The 16,134-nt window shown below is 64.5% G+C and carries 14 protein-coding genes and 1 pseudogene; 14 read left to right on the plus strand and 1 reads right to left on the minus strand.

Annotated elements, in window-relative coordinates; all coding sequences use genetic code 11:
- Positions 1-97 precede the first annotated feature (97 nt).
- From BJA_RS19420 to BJA_RS19475, 12 genes and pseudogenes are all read left to right on the plus strand, one after another.
- The gene (locus BJA_RS19420) at positions 98-1,165 is read left to right on the plus strand and encodes an ABC transporter ATP-binding protein (protein ID WP_011086694.1); all 1,068 of its coding nucleotides are present in this window, start codon (positions 98-100) and stop codon (positions 1,163-1,165) included.
- Positions 1,166-1,224: 59 nt separating this feature from the next.
- Positions 1,225-2,544 carry an ABC transporter substrate-binding protein gene (locus tag BJA_RS19425; protein ID WP_011086695.1) on the plus strand — a complete coding sequence of 440 codons (1,320 nt, stop codon included), beginning with the start codon at positions 1,225-1,227 and terminating at the stop codon, positions 2,542-2,544.
- Positions 2,545-2,608: 64 nt separating this feature from the next.
- Positions 2,609-3,565 (plus strand): carbohydrate ABC transporter permease, encoded by a 957-nt coding sequence (locus BJA_RS19430; RefSeq protein WP_028170961.1) that lies wholly within the window; start codon positions 2,609-2,611, stop codon positions 3,563-3,565.
- The gene (locus BJA_RS19435; protein ID WP_011086697.1) at positions 3,558-4,481 is read left to right on the plus strand and encodes a carbohydrate ABC transporter permease; all 924 of its coding nucleotides are present in this window, start codon (positions 3,558-3,560) and stop codon (positions 4,479-4,481) included. The genes BJA_RS19430 and BJA_RS19435 overlap by 8 nt, the downstream gene beginning before the upstream one ends.
- 72 nt (positions 4,482-4,553) lie before the next feature.
- The gene (denD, locus tag BJA_RS19440; RefSeq protein ID WP_028170962.1) at positions 4,554-5,540 is read left to right on the plus strand and encodes a D-erythronate dehydrogenase; all 987 of its coding nucleotides are present in this window, start codon (positions 4,554-4,556) and stop codon (positions 5,538-5,540) included.
- A 29-nt stretch (positions 5,541-5,569) separates the two neighbouring features.
- Entirely contained in the window at positions 5,570-6,562 is a 993-nt protein-coding gene (locus tag BJA_RS19445) for a sugar kinase (RefSeq protein WP_038966881.1), read from the plus strand.
- Positions 6,563-6,575: 13 nt separating this feature from the next.
- Positions 6,576-7,226 (plus strand): bifunctional 4-hydroxy-2-oxoglutarate aldolase/2-dehydro-3-deoxy-phosphogluconate aldolase, encoded by a 651-nt coding sequence (gene eda, locus BJA_RS19450; protein ID WP_038966878.1) that lies wholly within the window; start codon positions 6,576-6,578, stop codon positions 7,224-7,226.
- Between the two features lie 62 nt (positions 7,227-7,288).
- On the plus strand, positions 7,289-8,458 hold the full coding sequence (locus BJA_RS19455; RefSeq protein WP_011086701.1) for an acetyl-CoA acetyltransferase: 1,170 nt from the start codon (positions 7,289-7,291) through the stop codon (positions 8,456-8,458).
- Between the two features lie 120 nt (positions 8,459-8,578).
- On the plus strand, positions 8,579-8,785 hold the full coding sequence (locus BJA_RS19460) for a hypothetical protein (RefSeq protein ID WP_011086702.1): 207 nt from the start codon (positions 8,579-8,581) through the stop codon (positions 8,783-8,785).
- 118 nt (positions 8,786-8,903) lie between these two features.
- Entirely contained in the window at positions 8,904-10,103 is a 1,200-nt protein-coding gene (locus tag BJA_RS19465; protein ID WP_011086703.1) for a CaiB/BaiF CoA transferase family protein, read from the plus strand.
- Between the two features lie 153 nt (positions 10,104-10,256).
- Positions 10,257-11,394 (plus strand): annotated as a pseudogene (locus tag BJA_RS19470) (thiolase family protein).
- Positions 11,391-11,750: a Zn-ribbon domain-containing OB-fold protein gene (locus tag BJA_RS19475; protein WP_011086705.1), complete on the plus strand. Its 360-nt coding sequence runs from the start codon at positions 11,391-11,393 to the stop codon at positions 11,748-11,750. Before BJA_RS19470 ends, BJA_RS19475 begins: the two are co-directional and overlap by 4 nt.
- A gap of 474 nt (positions 11,751-12,224) precedes the next feature.
- Here the strand turns inward: BJA_RS19475 and BJA_RS19480 are convergent, their stop codons facing one another.
- Positions 12,225-12,983, minus strand: a complete 759-nt coding sequence (locus BJA_RS19480) for a FadR/GntR family transcriptional regulator (protein ID WP_011086706.1) — start codon at positions 12,981-12,983, stop codon at positions 12,225-12,227.
- A 129-nt stretch (positions 12,984-13,112) separates the two neighbouring features.
- Between BJA_RS19480 and BJA_RS19485 the strand changes: the two genes are divergently transcribed.
- The gene (locus tag BJA_RS19485) at positions 13,113-14,504 is read left to right on the plus strand and encodes an aspartate aminotransferase family protein (protein ID WP_162494084.1); all 1,392 of its coding nucleotides are present in this window, start codon (positions 13,113-13,115) and stop codon (positions 14,502-14,504) included.
- Positions 14,505-14,524: 20 nt separating this feature from the next.
- Positions 14,525-16,129 (plus strand): ABC transporter substrate-binding protein, encoded by a 1,605-nt coding sequence (locus BJA_RS19490; protein ID WP_011086708.1) that lies wholly within the window; start codon positions 14,525-14,527, stop codon positions 16,127-16,129.
- Positions 16,130-16,134: the final 5 nt, after the last annotated feature.

Raw genomic sequence — 16,134 nt, forward strand, 5'->3', positions numbered from 1 at the left:
AATGTCGCCTGTTAAGACCGGGCTTCGTTCGGCGAAGTTCAGAAAAAACAAGACGGTCGCGGCGCGAGGCGCCGTGGACTTTCGAGGAGGGAGCTAGATGTCGTCTGTGCAAATCCGCGACGTGCGGAAATCGTTCGGCAACTTTGAAGTCCTGCACGGCGTCTCGATCCCGATCGAGGACGGCCAGTTCGTCGTTCTGGTGGGCCCCTCCGGCTGCGGCAAGTCGACGCTTCTGCGCATGCTCGCAGGCCTCGAGAACATCACCTCCGGCACGATCTCGATCGGCGACCGCGTCGTCAATAATGTCCAGCCCAAGGAGCGGGACATTGCGATGGTGTTCCAGAACTACGCGCTCTATCCGCATATGACCGTTGGCGAGAATATGGGCTTCTCGCTGAAGCTGCGGAACGCGAGTTCCGACGAGATCAACAAGCGCGTCAAGCGCGCCGCCGAGATCCTCGCGCTGTCGCCGCTGCTCGAGCGCTATCCGCGCCAGCTCTCCGGCGGCCAGCGTCAGCGCGTCGCCATGGGCCGCGCCATCGTGCGCGATCCGCAGGTCTTCCTGTTCGACGAGCCCTTGTCGAACCTCGACGCCAAGTTGCGCGTCGCCATGCGCACCGAGATCAAGGAGCTGCACCAGCGGCTGAAGACCACGACCGTCTACGTCACCCACGACCAGATCGAGGCCATGACTATGGCCGACAAGATCGTCGTCATGCATGACGGCATCGTCGAGCAGATGGGCACGCCGCTCGAGCTCTACGACAAGCCTGAAAACCAGTTCGTCGCCGGCTTCATCGGCTCGCCGGCCATGAACTTCCTGAAGGGGCATGTCCGCGTCAACGGCACTGCGACCTTCGAAGGGCCGAACGGCGTCAAGCTGCCGCTCAGGAACGCGCCGGAGGGGGCCGACGGCCGTCCCGTGGTCTTTGGTGTCCGGCCCGAGCATTTCACCATCGCCGACGATGGCGCTGAGGCCGAGATCGTCGTGGTCGAGCCGACCGGCTCGGAAACCCAGGTCTTCGCCAAGCTCGGCGGCGAGCAGGTCGTCGCCGTTTTCCGCGAGCGTCACCAGTTCAACCCGGGCGACAAGGTCCGGCTGAGGCCCGATCCGTCGGTGGTTCACCTGTTCGACGAGGCCACGGGGAAACGGCTCAATGCGTAATGCAAGCTGAATAAGGCAGACTGCAAAAGACTACAAAAAAGCATCACAGGGAGGACGACATGCAAGACTTTACCCGCCGGGCTCTGCTCCAAGGCGGAACCGCGCTGGCTGCCACCGGCGCACTGACCGGGCCGGCACTGTTCGACTTCGCAAGGGCTTGGGCGGCGGACTCGCCGTGGAAGGCCGAGCCGGGCGCCAAGCTGACGGTGATGCGCTGGAAGCGTTTCGTGCCGCAGGAAGACGAAGCATTCAACGCCATGGTCGCGGCGTTCAAGACTGCGACCGGCACCGAGATGAACGTGTTCAGCGAGTCCTTCGAGGACGTGCAGCCGAAGGCATCGGTTGCCGCCAACACCGGCTCGGGTCTCGATCTGGCCTGGGGCCTGCACACGCTGCCGCAGCTGTTCCCGACCAAGGTCCTCAAGATGAACGACGTCGCCGATTATCTCGGCAAGAAGTACGGCGGATGGACCGATGCGGCAGCCAAGACCTGCAAGCTCGGTGACGACTGGTTGGGAATCCCGGTTGCGACCAACGGCGGCTACATGACGTACCGCAAGTCGGCGACGGACAAGGCCGGCTTCAAGGAATTCCCGAAGGACTTCCCCGGCTTCCTCGAGATGTGCAAGGCACTGAAGGCAAACAACACGCCGGCCGGCTTTGCCCTCGGCCATGCCAGCGGCGACGGCAACTCATGGCTGCACTGGGTCCTCTGGGGCCACGGCGCTTACACGGTCGACCAGAACGACAAGGTCATCATCAATTCGCCGGAGACGGCGAAGGCGCTGGAGTATTGCAAGGCGCTTTACGAGACCTTCATCCCGGGCACGCCGTCGTGGAACGACTCCTCCAACAACAAGGCGTACCTGGCTGGCGAACTCTATTGTACGGCCAACGGCATCTCGATCTACGTGGGGGCCAAGACCGATCCGACCAAGAAGGAGCTGACTGAGGACACCTATCACGCCCTGTGGCCGGTGGGTCCGATCGGCAAGCCGACCGAATTGCAGCTTGCGCTGCCCATCCTCGCGTTCAACTTCACCAAATATCCGAACGCAGCGAAGGCCTTCATCGCCTTCATGCTGGAGAAGGAGAACTACGAGAAGTGGTTGAGCGGTGCGCAAGGCTATTTGACGCAGACCTTGAACGCCTATGAGACGGCCCCGGTCTGGACCGCGGATCCCAAGAACGCCGTGTTTGCGCAGGCGTCCAAGCGTACGTTGCCGGCCTCGGGCATCGGCACTGTGGGCGAGAAGGCGGCAACCGCAATCGCCGACTTCATCGTCGTCGACATGTTCGCCAACTATTGCACCGGCACCAAGGATGTGAAGGGCTCAATGGCGGAAGCCGAGCGCCAGTTGAAGCGCATCTATCGTTAACCGTCGCGGAGTGGGTGGTCTCGCCGGCCACCCACTCGTCAACACTCCGATCAGGGATCCGAGCATGGCCGATATCGCAGTTGCTCCCCGCGCCAAGCCGCAGATTCAAAAGGCACGCGCCTGGGACCAGCTCAAGCACAACCGCAACTGGCTCGGTTTCTGGTTCATGGTGCCGGCCATGGCATTCCTGATCTTCTTCCTGGCCTATCCGCTCGGGCTCGGGATCTGGCTGTCCTTCACCGATACCCGCATCGGCCGCGTCGGGCACTTCATCGGCACCGAGAACTACGAATGGCTCTGGGACGATTCCATCTTCTGGCTGTCGGTGTTCAACACGCTGCTCTACACCTTCGTCGCCAGCGCCGTTAAATTCGCGGTCGGGCTCTATCTCGCGTTGCTCCTGAACGAACACATGCCGTTCAAGGCGATGCTGCGCGCAGCCGTACTGATCCCGTTCATCGTGCCCACGGTGCTCTCCGCGCTGGCGTTCTGGTGGATATTCGACTCTCAGTTCTCCATCATCTCATGGTCGTTGCGGCATCTCGGGCTGATCAGCCAGAACATCAATTTCCTCGGGGATACCACCTGGGCGAGGATCTGCGTTATCTTCGCCAATATCTGGCGCGGAGTGCCGTTCGTGGCGATCACGCTGCTCGCCGGCCTGCAGACGGTATCGCCCTCGCTCTATGAAGCCGCGACCCTGGACGGCGCCACGCGCTGGCAGAATTTCCGCTTCATAACCTATCCGCTGCTGACGCCGATCATCGCCGTGGTGATGACTTTCTCGGTGCTGTTCACCTTCACCGACTTCCAGCTGATCTGGGCGATGACGCGCGGCGGCCCGGTCAATGCGACCCACCTGATGGCGACGCTGTCCTATCAGCGCGCGATCATCGCAGGGCAACTCGGCGAGGGCGCCGCGATCTCGAGCGCCATGATTCCATTCCTGCTTGCTGCGATCATGGTCTCCTGGTTCGGCCTCCAGCGTCGCAAGTGGCAACAGGGAGAAAGCAATGACTGATCTTCCTGCCTCGAAAGTCGATCTCAAGTCCGTGCTATCGACGCCGGCGCGCGCCGATAACAGCGAGGGCATGAGCTATCTCCAGTCCGTGCCGCGGCGCATGGTGACGCTCTATCTGCCGCTCACGATCATCGTCGTGGTTCTGCTGTTCCCGTTCTACTGGATGGCGCTGACCTCGGTGAAGCCGGACGAGCAGCTGCTCGATCTCGACAAGTTCAATCCGTTCTGGACCTGGAATCCGACCTTCAAGCACTTCTACAAGCTGCTTTTCGAGAGCTACTATCCGCATTGGCTCTGGAACACGATGTACGTGGCGATCTGCGCCACGGTGCTCTCGATCGTCGCATCGGTGTTTGCGGCCTACGCCATCGTGCGGCTGCGTTACAAGGGCGCCAATCTGGTCGGGGGGCTGATCTTCCTTGCCTATCTCGTGCCGCCTTCGATCCTGTTCATTCCGCTCGCCACCGTCGTGTATCAGTACGGCCTTTTCGACTCGCCGCTGGCGCTGATCCTGACCTATCCGACGATCCTGATCCCGTTCTCGACCTGGCTGCTGATGGGCTATTTCAAGACCATCCCCTTCGAGCTCGAGGAATGCGCGCTGATCGACGGCGCGAGCCGCTGGCAGATCCTGATCAAGATCGTCGTGCCGCTCGCAATCCCCGGCCTCATCTCGGCCTTCATCTTCTGTTTCACGCTATGCTGGAACGAGTTCATCTACGCACTGACCTTCCTGCAATCGACCAGCAACAAGACGGTGCCGGTCGCGATCGTCAACGAGTTCGTGGATGGTGACATCTACCGTTGGGGTTCGCTGATGGCGGGGGCGCTGGCCGGCTCGCTGCCGCTCGTCATCCTTTACGCCTTCTTCGTGGAGCATTATGTGTCGGCGATGACCGGCGCCGTGAAGGAATGATCGCGGGGCTTGCCGAGGGCGCGTCAGGAGCGGCGCGGTCCGGCCAATAAGCCAATAAGAAGGAGTAGGCTCTTGCACATTCTGGTTCTGGGCGCCGCCGGCATGGTCGGCCGTAAATTCTGTGAACGGCTGCTGCGCGACGGCCGGCTCGGCAAGAGCGAGATCACCAAGCTGACCATGCACGACGTGGTCGAGCCCAAGAAGCCGGAGAAGGCCGGTTTTCCGGTCGAGACGGTGTCGGGCGATTTCGCCGTGCCGGGCGCGGCCGAAAAGCTGATCGCCGGACGCCCGGATGCGATCTTCCATCTCGCCGCGATCGTGTCGGGCGAGGCCGAACTCGATTTCGACAAGGGCTACCGCATCAATCTCGACGGCACGCGAATGCTGCTCGACGCGATCCGCCTCGTCGGCGGCGGCTACAAGCCGCGCGTGGTGTTCACCTCGTCGATCGCGGTGTTCGGCGCCCCGTTCCCGGACGCGATCGGCGACGAGTTCTTCCACACCCCGCTGCTCAGCTACGGCACCCAGAAGGCGATCGGCGAGCTGCTGCTCGCCGACTATTCCCGCCGCGGCTTCCTCGATGGCATCGGCATCCGCCTGCCGACCATCTGCATCCGGCCCGGCCTGCCCAACAAGGCGGCATCGGGCTTCTTCTCCAACATCCTGCGTGAGCCGCTGGCCGGCAAGGAAGCGATCCTCCCGGTGTCCGAGGACGTCCGCCATTGGCATGCGACGCCGCGTTCGGCCGTCGGTTTCCTGCTGCACGCCGGCACCATGGACCTCGCCACCGTCGGCCCGCGCCGCAACCTGACCATGCCGGGCCTGTCGGCGACCGTCGGCGAGCAGATCGCCGCCTTGAAGCGCGTTGCCGGCGAAAAGGTCGCAGCCCGCATCAAGCGGGAGCCCGATCCCTTCATCGTCGGCATCGTCGGCGGCTGGCCGCGCAACTTCAACGCAAAGCGGTCGCTCGAGCTCGGCTTCACCACTGCCGAGAAGAATTTCGACGATATCATCCGCATTCACATCGAAGACGAGCTCGGCGGCAATTTCGTCGCCTGACGCAATCGATGAACAGCCTGGATCTGATGATGGCGAGCGTTGCTTGCATCGGCGAATGCATGGTCGAGCTCCGGCAGGCCCAAGGTGGACATTCCGCGGGACAATCTGCCGGACAGTCCGCCGGGCAGGGCGGCGGTCTCTATTCGCGCGGCTTCGGCGGTGACACCCTCAACACCGCGGTCTATCTGGCGCGGCTCGAGGTCAAGGTCGATTACTTCACCGCGCTCGGCGACGATGCCCTGAGCGATGAGATGATCGCGGCCTGGAATGCGGAGAGCATCGGGACCCGCCGCGTCGTGCGCTTGCCGGGCAAGCTGCCCGGCCTCTACATGATCCAGACTGATGCGAAGGGCGAGCGCCAGTTCTTCCACTGGCGCGACAGCGCGGCCGCCCGCCAGCTGATGAGCCTGCCGGAGACGGACGAACTGCTCAACTCGCTGATGAGCTACGACATCGTCTATCTCTCCGCGATCACGCTCTCGATCTACGACGCCCCCGGCCGCGAGCGCCTGCTCGCGGCGATCAAGCGCGCCCGCCTGCTCGGTACCCGCTTCGTGTTCGACACCAATTTTCGCGCGCGGGGATGGCCCGATCGCGATGTCGCCCGCGAGGCCTTTGCCGCGGCGTTTGCGACCGCCGACATCGTGCTGACCTCGACCGAGGATCTCCTCGCGCTCTATCCGGGCGAGAGCCGCGACCAGCTGATGGCGCGCATCCCGAGCCCCGAGCTGGTGTTCCGGCTCGCCGAGCCGGTCAGCCTGTTGCGCTTTCCGGGCGGCACCAGCGAGGTCCGTGCCGAGCCCATGACCAAGCCCGTGGTGGACACCACGGCGGCCGGCGACAGCTTTGCCGCGGCCTATATCGCAGCCCGGCTCGCCGGTTCCGAGCCGGTCGAGGCGGCGCAGGCCGGTCATCGCCTCGCCAGCCTCGTGATCTGCTATCCCGGCGCCATCATTCCAGGCTATGCCATGCCGCCGAAGAAGCGGCACCGGCCGGCGGCTACGCGCCAAGCGACCAAGTGAAACGAAGGCCAAGATGACCACGACTGCCCAACAGAACCAGCTCGTCGCGCTATTCAAGGCTGCGACCGTTATTCCCGTCCTCACCATCGAGCGCATCCAGGATGCTGTACCGCTGGCCCGTGCGCTGGTTGCGGGCGGCGTCCGCACGCTGGAGGTGACCCTGCGCACCCCCGTTGCGATCGAGGCGGCGAGGGCGATGATGGCCGAGGTACCCGAGGCGGTCGTCGGCATCGGCACGATTCTCAATCCGGCCGACTTCACTCGTGTGGAGAAGCTCGGCGTCGCGTTCGGCATCAGCCCGGGCCTGACCCCGGACCTGTTGAAGGCCGCCACCGACAGCTCGTTGCCGTTTGCGCCGGGCATTGCCACGGCGTCCGAACTGATGATGGCGCTGTCCTACGGCTTCGACGTCGCAAAATTCTTCCCGGCCGAGCAGGCCGGCGGCATCAAGGGCCTGCGCGCGCTCGGCGGGCCATTCCCGAACGTGCGGTTCTGCCCGACCGGCGGGGTGGGCGAGGCCAATGCGGCGACCTGGCTGGCGGAGCCCAACGTGGTCGCGGTCGGCGGATCCTGGCTGTGCCCGACCGCGGAGATCAGGGCGGGGAACTGGGCCGGCATAACTGCCATCTGCCAGCGCACCCTCAAGGCCCTGAAAGGCGCGTGAAGTCTTGCCATCCCTAGGCTAAGACATAGCTCAGGGGAAAGCGCTTCCAAGGAGAAAAGACCATGACTGCCAGCATCGTCGGATGGGCGCATACGCCGTTCGGCAAGTTTGACACCGAGACCGTCGAAAGCCTCGTCGTCCGCGTGGCCAATGAGGCGCTGGCGGATGCCGGCATTTCGGCCGGCGACGTCGACGAGATCGTGCTGGGTCATTTCAACGCCGGCTTCTCGCCGCAGGATTTCACCGCTTCCTTGGTGCTCCAGGCCGACCCGAAGCTGCGTTTCAAGCCGGCAACCCGCGTCGAGAACGCTTGTGCGACCGGCTCTGCCGCGGTGCACCAAGGCCTGCGCGCGATTGCCGCAGGTGCGGCCAGGATCGTGCTCGTCGTCGGCGTCGAGCAGATGACCCGCACGCCGGGGCCGGAGATCGGCAAGAACCTGCTCAAGGCGTCCTACCTGCCCGAGGACGGCGACACGGTGGGCGGCTTTGCCGGCGTGTTCGGCAAGATTGCCAGCTCCTACTTCCAGAAATACGGCGACCAGTCCGATGCGCTGGCGCTGATCGCGGCCAAGAACCACAAGAACGGCGTCGCCAATCCCTTCGCCCAGATGCGCAAGGATTTCGGCTTCGAGTTCTGCCGCGCCGAGAGCGAGAAGAACCCTTACGTCGCCGGCCCCCTGAAGCGCACCGATTGCTCGCTCGTCTCCGATGGCGCGGCGGCGCTGATCCTGGCCGACGCCGAGACCGCCAAGGGCATGAGCAAGTCGATCGGCTTCCGCGCCACCGCGCACGCCCAGGACTTCCTGCCGATGTCCAAGCGCGACATCCTCCAGTTCGAGGGCTGCACGGTCGCCTGGCAGCGGGCGCTGGAGAAGGCGGGCGTCGCGCTCACCGATCTCTCCTTCGTCGAGACCCATGACTGCTTCACCGTCGCCGAGCTGATCGAATACGAAGCGATGGGCCTGACGCCGAAGGGGCAGGGCGCCCGCGCCATCAAGGAAGGCTGGACGCTCAAGGACGGCAAGCTGCCGGTCAATCCGTCCGGCGGGTTGAAGGCCAAGGGCCACCCGATCGGTGCCACCGGCGTTTCCATGCACGTGATGACCGCGATGCAGCTTGCGGGCCAGGCGCCCGAGGGCATGCAGCTCAAAAATGCAAAACTCGGCGGCATCTTCAACATGGGCGGTGCAGCGGTTGCCAACTACGTCTCCGTGCTGGAGCCGCTGAAGTAAGGCTTGTAGGGTGGGCAAAGGCGCGAAGCGCGGTGCCCACCTTCTTTCTTTATTGCGCTAGATCATGGTGGCCCCGCCCGGGCCCCTTAAAGCTCTTGATTGATTTGCAGGGAATGCATCATGAGCAATGACTACGAAGACTCGCTGTCGATGGACGCACTCAACGATCGCATCGCGATCCTCGAGGACAATATCAGGCAGCTCATCGAGCAGGCCGCGGCCGCTTCCGGCGAGCAGAACGAGTCGCGCATCGCGGACCGGATCAGCCAGCAGAACGAAGAGCTCGACCGGCTCCTGAAGATCCGGGAATCCCGCGAGAAGAAATAGCGGCCGCGCCACCACGCATGCAGCCATACGCCGGCCGCCCTTGCGCGCGCGGCGTCGCTGCCGTTAGCTGGACCGAAATCGCGGGCTGAGCCGAGCCCGCGCAATCGGGAGCGAACGAATGGGGCCGCTGAAGGGCATCAAGGTCGTCGACATGACCACCGTGCTGATGGGGCCCTATGCGACCCAGATGCTCGGCGACTACGGTGCCGACGTGATCAAGGTGGAGTCGCTGGACGGCGACGTCACCCGCCTGATCGGCCCGATGCGCCACGCCGGCATGGGCCCGGTGTTTCTCAACACCAACCGCAGCAAGCGTTCGATCTGCCTCGATCTGAAGAAGCCTTCGGGGCGCGATGCCGTGCTGCGCCTGCTCCGGGACGCCGACGTTCTCGTCTACAACGTCCGCCCGCAGGCGATGGCGCGGCTCCAGCTCGGCTATGACGTCGTCTCGGAGATCAATCCGCGCCTCGTCTACGCCGGCGTGTTCGGCTTCGGCCAGGACGGGCCCTATGCGGCCAAACCCGCCTATGACGATCTGATCCAGGGTGCCACCGCGCTGCCGGCGCTGATGGCGCAGACGGGCGACGGCGTGCCGCGCTACGTGCCCAACGCGCTGGTCGACCGCATCGTCGGCCTCACTGCCGTCGGCGCGATCTGCGCCAGCCTCGTGCACCGCGACCGGACCGGGCGCGGCCAGCGCGTCGACATCCCGATGTTCGAGACCATGGCCGGCTTCGTCATGGGCGATCACATGGGCGGGCTCACCTTCGAGCCGCCGCTCGACAAGGGCGGCTATGCCCGCCACCTCTCGCGCGACCGCAGGCCCTACAAGACGTCGGACGGCTATCTCAGCGTCATCGTCTACAATGACAAGCAGTGGGAAAATTTCTTCAAGGCGACGGGTCGCGACGATCTGCGCGCCGACCCCAAATTCGCGACCTTCGCCGGCCGCGCCAATAATATCGACGTCGTCTATGCCGAGCTCGCCCGCATCTTCGAGACGCGCACGACAGCCGAATGGATCGACCTGCTGACCAAGGCCGATGTGCCGGTCATGCCGATGCACGACCTCGCCTCGATGCTGCACGATGAGCATCTCGAGGCGACCGGCTTCTTCCCGGTCGTGGACCATCCGACCGAAGGCCCGATCCGCAGCATGAAGGTGACGGCGAGCTGGTCGGAGACCGAAGCCGAGACCACCAGGCTTGCGCCGCGTCTCAACGAGCACGGCGCGGAGATCCTCAAGGAGATCGGTTATTCCGCCGACGAGATCGCAGCCATGGTCCGCGACGGCGTGACGCGCTCGTTGCCGGAGTAGGGGAGGAAGCGATGGCGACAATTCTCTCATCCGTCATTCCGGGGCGCGACGAAGTCGCGAGCCCGGAATCCATTTATCCTCCGCCATGCTGCGCGATGGATTCCGGGCTCGGCCCTTCGGGCCGCCCCGGAATGACAGCGGAGGGGTAATCGCATGAGCTTCATCACCGGCGTCGGCCTCACGCCGTACGGCAAGCACGAAGGCTCATCCTCGCTCGACCTGATGAGCAGGGCCGCGCATGCCGCGCTCGACGATGCCGGGCTGAAGCGCGCCGAGATCGACGGCGTCCTCTGCGGCTACTCCACCGTCTCGCCGCACATCATGCTGGCGACCGTGTTCGCCGAGCACTTTGGTATCCGCCCTTCTTACGCCCATGCCGTGCAGGTCGGCGGCGCCACGGGGCTGGCGATGACGATGCTCGCGCATCATCTCGTCGAGGCCGGCGTCGCGCGCAATGTGCTCGTCGTCGCCGGCGAGAACCGCCTCACGGGACAGAGCCGCGACGCCTCGATCCAGGCGCTGGCGCAGGTCGGCCATCCCGATTACGAAGTGCCGCTCGGCCCGACCATTCCCGCCTATTATGGCCTCGTTGCTAACAGGTACATGCACGAATATGGCGTGACCGAAGAGGACCTTGCTGAATTCGCGGTGCTGATGCGGGGCCCACGCCTGCACCCATCCCGGCGCGCAATTCCGAGATCCCATCACGGTCGCGGACGTCATGGCCTCGAAGCCGGTCGCGATGCCGTTGAAACTGCTCGATTGTTGCCCGGTGTCGGACGGCGGCGCGGCCTTCGTCATCAGCCGCGAGCGGACGGGCGAGGCCGGCGTGCGCATCCGCGGCTGCGCCCAGGCCCACACCCATCAGCACGTCACGGCCGCGCCCGGCTTGAGCGAGCTCGGCGCCGAAATCTCGATCGCGCGCGCCAGGGAGGCCCCCGGCCTTGCGATCTCCGACGTGCGCTACGCCGCGATCTACGACAGTTTTACGATCACGCTTGCGATGCTGCTGGAGGACCTCGGCCTCGCCGGCCGTGGTGAAGCGGCGGCCCGCGTACGCTCTGGCCACTATGGCCGCGACGGCGCGATGCCGCTCAACACCCATGGCGGTCTGCTCAGCTACGGTCATTGCGGCGTCGGCGGTGCGATGGCGCATCTGGTCGAGGCGCATTTGCAGATGACGGGGCGGGCGGCGAATCGCCAGGTGCGCGATGCCTCGATCGCACTGCTGCACGGCGACGGCGGCGTGCTGTCGTCCCATGTCAGCATGTTCCTGGAGCGGGTGCGATGAGCGAGCGTCTGGCCGACTGGACCACGGGCGAACGGGCCATCACCTTTCAGACCTGCGGCGCATGCGGTCATGTGCAGTATTTCCATCGCGCTTTCTGCGCGGCCTGCGGTGGGTCCGGCCCATCCGAGCAGCGCGCCAGCGGCAAGGGCAGGGTCTACGCGACCTCGCTGGTCTGCCGCGCCGCCACGCCCGAGACGCGCGCGCACGTGCCCTACAACATCCTGCTGGTCGATTGTGCCGAGGGTTTTCGTATGATGGCCCACGGCGAGACCGACCTCGCCATCGGCGACGAGGTCAATGCGAGCTTCAAGCCGTTCGCCGGGAAGCTCGTGCCGTTCTTCACCAAAAGCAAATAGCGGGATTTCGTCATTCGGGGGCGGTCCGGAAGACCGAGCCTGGAACGGGTATTCTGGGCCTGGCCTGTGCGAGGGCCACCCCGGAACGACGAAAACTCTTACAACGCTTACAACTCTTACTAGGCTTACAACTCTTACTAGCGCCCGTAGAACAAGATGCTGGCGATGACGAGCATCGCCGTCACCGCCAGCATATGCGCGAGCGCTCCCGAGGCCGCCCCCTTGGTGGCTTCCTTCATGCCTTTTCTCCCTAGACTTGGGCGTGACTCATCGTTGCGCGGCTAGCGCACCCGACGGCCAATTGTTTTTACTCGGAACACCCCTTGCGAGTATCCGCCGCGATTTGTCCCCACGCGGCGAATATCGACTGTGCCAAGGTCGATCAGCAATGCGGCGGGATTTTGACTCGATGATGTTGCTCTTGCGGTCGCGCAGCACAGGGTTTGCGGAAACTTGCTTCAACCGCGAAAAGTTTCACCGGGCCTTCTTGGGAGAATTCGCGGGCGCCTTGGTCGTGGCCATCGATCTGGCATTCGAAGCCTCCATCAGCGCATCCCTGATGTTGGTGAGGTGACGCGTCATGGCGAGGCTCGCCTTGCGTGGGTTCCTCGCTTGAACGGCTTCGAAGATGGCCTCGTGATCCCTGCGCCACATGGGACGATAGTCCTCCATCTGCATGTGGTTGTGAATTTCCTGCCAGATGCCGGACTCGGTTTGCGCGCGCCACAGCGAGTCGCTGATCTGCACCAGCGCGCCGTTCCCCGTCGCCTCGGCCAGCGCCATGTGGAAACGGTGATCCGACGTGTCGGCCTCGCGTCCCTGCGCATGTTCCCAGCGCATCATGGCGAGCGCTTCGGCGAGCTGCGCGAAGGTGGCTTCGGTGCCGCGCTGCGCCGCGATCGCGGCGATCTGCGGCTCGATGAGCTGGCGCGCTTCCAGGTTCTCGAACGGCCCGAAACCTTCGAGCGCGTGCACGTCGGGTGCTTCCTGACGACTGATCACATAGACGCCGCTGTTGCTGCGCACCTTCAGCATGCCGGCCATCGCCAGCGACAGGATGGCCTCGCGCACCGTGGGCCGCGACACGCCAAAGGCCTTCGCGAGATCGCGCTCTGCCGGCAGGCGCTGGCCGATCCGGTAACTCGCCTGGATCATCGCAGCAATGCGCCGGGCGACGATCTCGAAGCTGCGTTCAGGCTTGGACGGGGGATCGTGCAACATCTTCGTGCTCATCAGCTCTTTATTTGAGTTTGACAAGCTGCCGCACGAAAGCCAAGCTGGTCAGACCAATTTGGACTGACCAGTTTCGCACGCGACCGGGGTTGGGAATGCTCCGTCGGTGGGACGATGGAGGCTGCGCGCGTGTTCGACAGCAAGCCCAATTCAGCCGAGGCGCGCGACATCGCGTTCCATCTGCACTCGCAGACCAACCCACAGCGTCATGCAGAAATCGGACCGCTGATCATGGCGCGCGGCGAGGGCGTCCATGTCTATGACGCGAGCGGCAAGCGTTATCTGGAAGCGATGGCCGGGCTCTGGTGCACCTCGCTCGGCTTTTCCGAGACGCGGCTCAAGGCCGCAGCAGCGACGGCCTACGACAAGTTCGGCTTCTATCACAGCTTCAATCACAAGACGCCGGATAACACGATCGAGCTCGCCGAGAAGCTGGTCGAAATCTCGCCGATCCCGGATGCGCAGGCCTATTTCGCCACCTCAGGCTCGGAAGCCACCGAGACGATGGTGAAGCTTGCCTGGGTGTATCACGCGGTTCGTGGCAAGCCCGGGAAGCGGAAGATCATCGCCCGCGATCGCGGTTTCCATGGCTCGACGATCGTTGCGGCCTCGATGTGCGGCCTGCCGCGCATGCATCGTGAATTCGGCCTCCCGCTCGACGGTTTCCTGCACACGCATTGCCCGGATGCCTATCGCGGCACCAGGCCGGGCGAGAGCGAGGCGGCGTTCGTCGATCGCCTTGCCGCCGATCTCGAAGCGCTGATCATGGCCGAGGGACCTGATACGATCGCCGCCTTCATCGGCGAGCCGATCAACGCCGGCGGCGGCATCGTCGTGCCGCCGAAGGGATATTTCGCTGCGATCGAGGCGGTGCTGCGCCGTCACGACATCCTGGTGCTTGGCGACGAGGTGGTCTGCGGCTTCGGCCGCACCGGCAACTGGTTCGGCTGCGAGACGGTCGGCATGAAGCCGGACATGGTGGCGCTCGCCAAGGGCATCACCTCGTCCTACTTCCCGATGTCCGCCGTGTTGCTGGGACGTCCGATCCGGGATGCACTCAGCGAGATGAACAAGGGCGGCGAGCTGTTCGGCCACGGTTTCACCAATTCCGGACACCCGGTCGGCGCGGCCATCGCGCTCGAAACGCTGAATATCTATCACGAGATGGATGTGGTGCCGCATGTCCGCCGCATGGGCAGCCGGCTCCGCGCCGGGCTGGAGCAGATCGCGCGGGATTCGCGCATCGTCGGGCAGGTGCGCGGCGAGGGATTGATGATCGGGGTCGAGCTGGTCGCCGCCCCCGCGACGCGGCAGGCCTTCGATCCCGCGCTGAAGGTCGGCGCGATGTTCGACGCGCTCGCGATCGAGAACGGCCTGATCATCCGCGCGATGGGCGACACGATCGGGTTCTGTCCGCCGCTGATCATCGACGAAGCCGGGGTTGACGAGGCGCTCGACCTTTTCGGGCGGACCTTGTTCAGCGCCGAAGCGAAGCTTGCCGAGAAACGTCCATCCGCGTAACCCGTTGAGGAGACCACAGCATGCGCCGTCGAGACCTGCTCCGATCCACACTGGGCGCCGGTCTCGGCGTCGCCTTGGGCTCGAGTTTTCCGATGCCGCGGCTGGCCCGCGCGCAAGCCTCGCGCGTGCTGCGCTTCGTGCCGCAGGCCGATGCCGCAATTCTCGATCCGATGATCACCACCGGCCTGGTCAACCGGAACCACGGCTTCCTGATCTGGGATACTCTCTACGGCGTGGATGAGAAATTCCAGGTTCAGCCGCAGATGGTCGCCGGCCACACCGTCGAGAACGACGGCAAGCTCTGGACGATGACGTTGCGGGATGGCTTGAAATTCCACGACGGTGAGCCCGTGCGCGGACGCGACGTGGTGGCGAGCCTGAAACGCTGGGCCTCGCGCGATGCGTTCGGCAATTCGCTCTTCAACCTGGTCGACGAGGTCTCGGCGCCTGATGACAAGACCGTGCGCTGGCGTCTCAAGTCGCCGTTTCCGCTGCTGCCGGAAGCGCTCGGCAAAGTGGGCGCCATCGTTGCCTTCATCATGCCGGAGCGTCTTGCACAGACGGACAGCGTCACGCCGGTCAAGGAGCTGATCGGCTCCGGTCCGTTCAAGTTCCAGGCCGATCAGCACGTGCCCGGCGCGCGTCTGGTCTACACGCGTTTCGACGGCTATGTGCCGCGCCCCGAGGGGACGCCGAGCCTGCTCGCCGGTCCGAAGATCGCGCATTTCGACCGGGTCGAGTGGCAGGTCATCCCGGATCCCGCGACGGCGGCGGCCGCACTTCAGCAGGGTGAGATCGACTGGTGGGATCAGCCCATCGTCGACCTGTTGCCGAAGCTGAAGGGCAACAAGGCGCTGAATGTCGAGCTGCTCGACCCGATAGGCAATGTCGGCGTGCTGCGTTTCAACCACACGCAGCCGCCCTTCGACAACCCGGCCATCCGCCGCGCGGTGCTCTCCGCCATCAGCCAGAAGGAATTCATGTCCGCAGTCGCGGGAGAGGACAGCAGTCTCTGGCGGGACAAAATCGGCTTCTTCGCGCCCGGCGGCAACATGGCGAACGATGCCGGCATGGAAGCGCTGACCGGCCCCCGGGATATCGCCGCCGCGGCCAAGGCGATCAGGGACGCCGGCTACAAGGGCGAGAAAGTGCTGCTGATGGCGCCGGGCGATTTCCCTGTGATCGGGCAGATGAGCGAAGTCGCGGCCGATCTGTTCCGCAAGCTCGGTTTCAATCTCGACTACGCGGCGATGGACTGGGGCTCGATGCTGCGGCGCATGGGCAACCGCGAGACGCCGGACAAGGGCGGATACAGCGCCTTCTGCACCTATTCCGCGGGTGTCACGCAGCTGAATCCGTCGGCGCATAACTTCATCCGCGGCAGCGGTGACAAGGCAACCTTCGGCTGGGCGAAGAGCGAGAAGCTGGAACAGTTGCGGGATGCCTGGTTCGCCGCGCCCGATGCCGCCGCGCAGGCCCGGATTGGCGTCGAGATGCAGAAGCAGTGCTTCGTCGATGTTCCCTACGTTCCGCTTGGTGTCTTCTATCAGCCGACCGCTTACAAGAAGAGCCTGACGGGCATGCTCAAGGGCCTGCCGTTGTTCTGGAACGTGCGCGGCGCCTGAAGAGG

The organism is Bradyrhizobium diazoefficiens USDA 110 (assembly GCF_000011365.1).
GTDB lineage: Bacteria > Pseudomonadota > Alphaproteobacteria > Rhizobiales > Xanthobacteraceae > Bradyrhizobium > Bradyrhizobium diazoefficiens.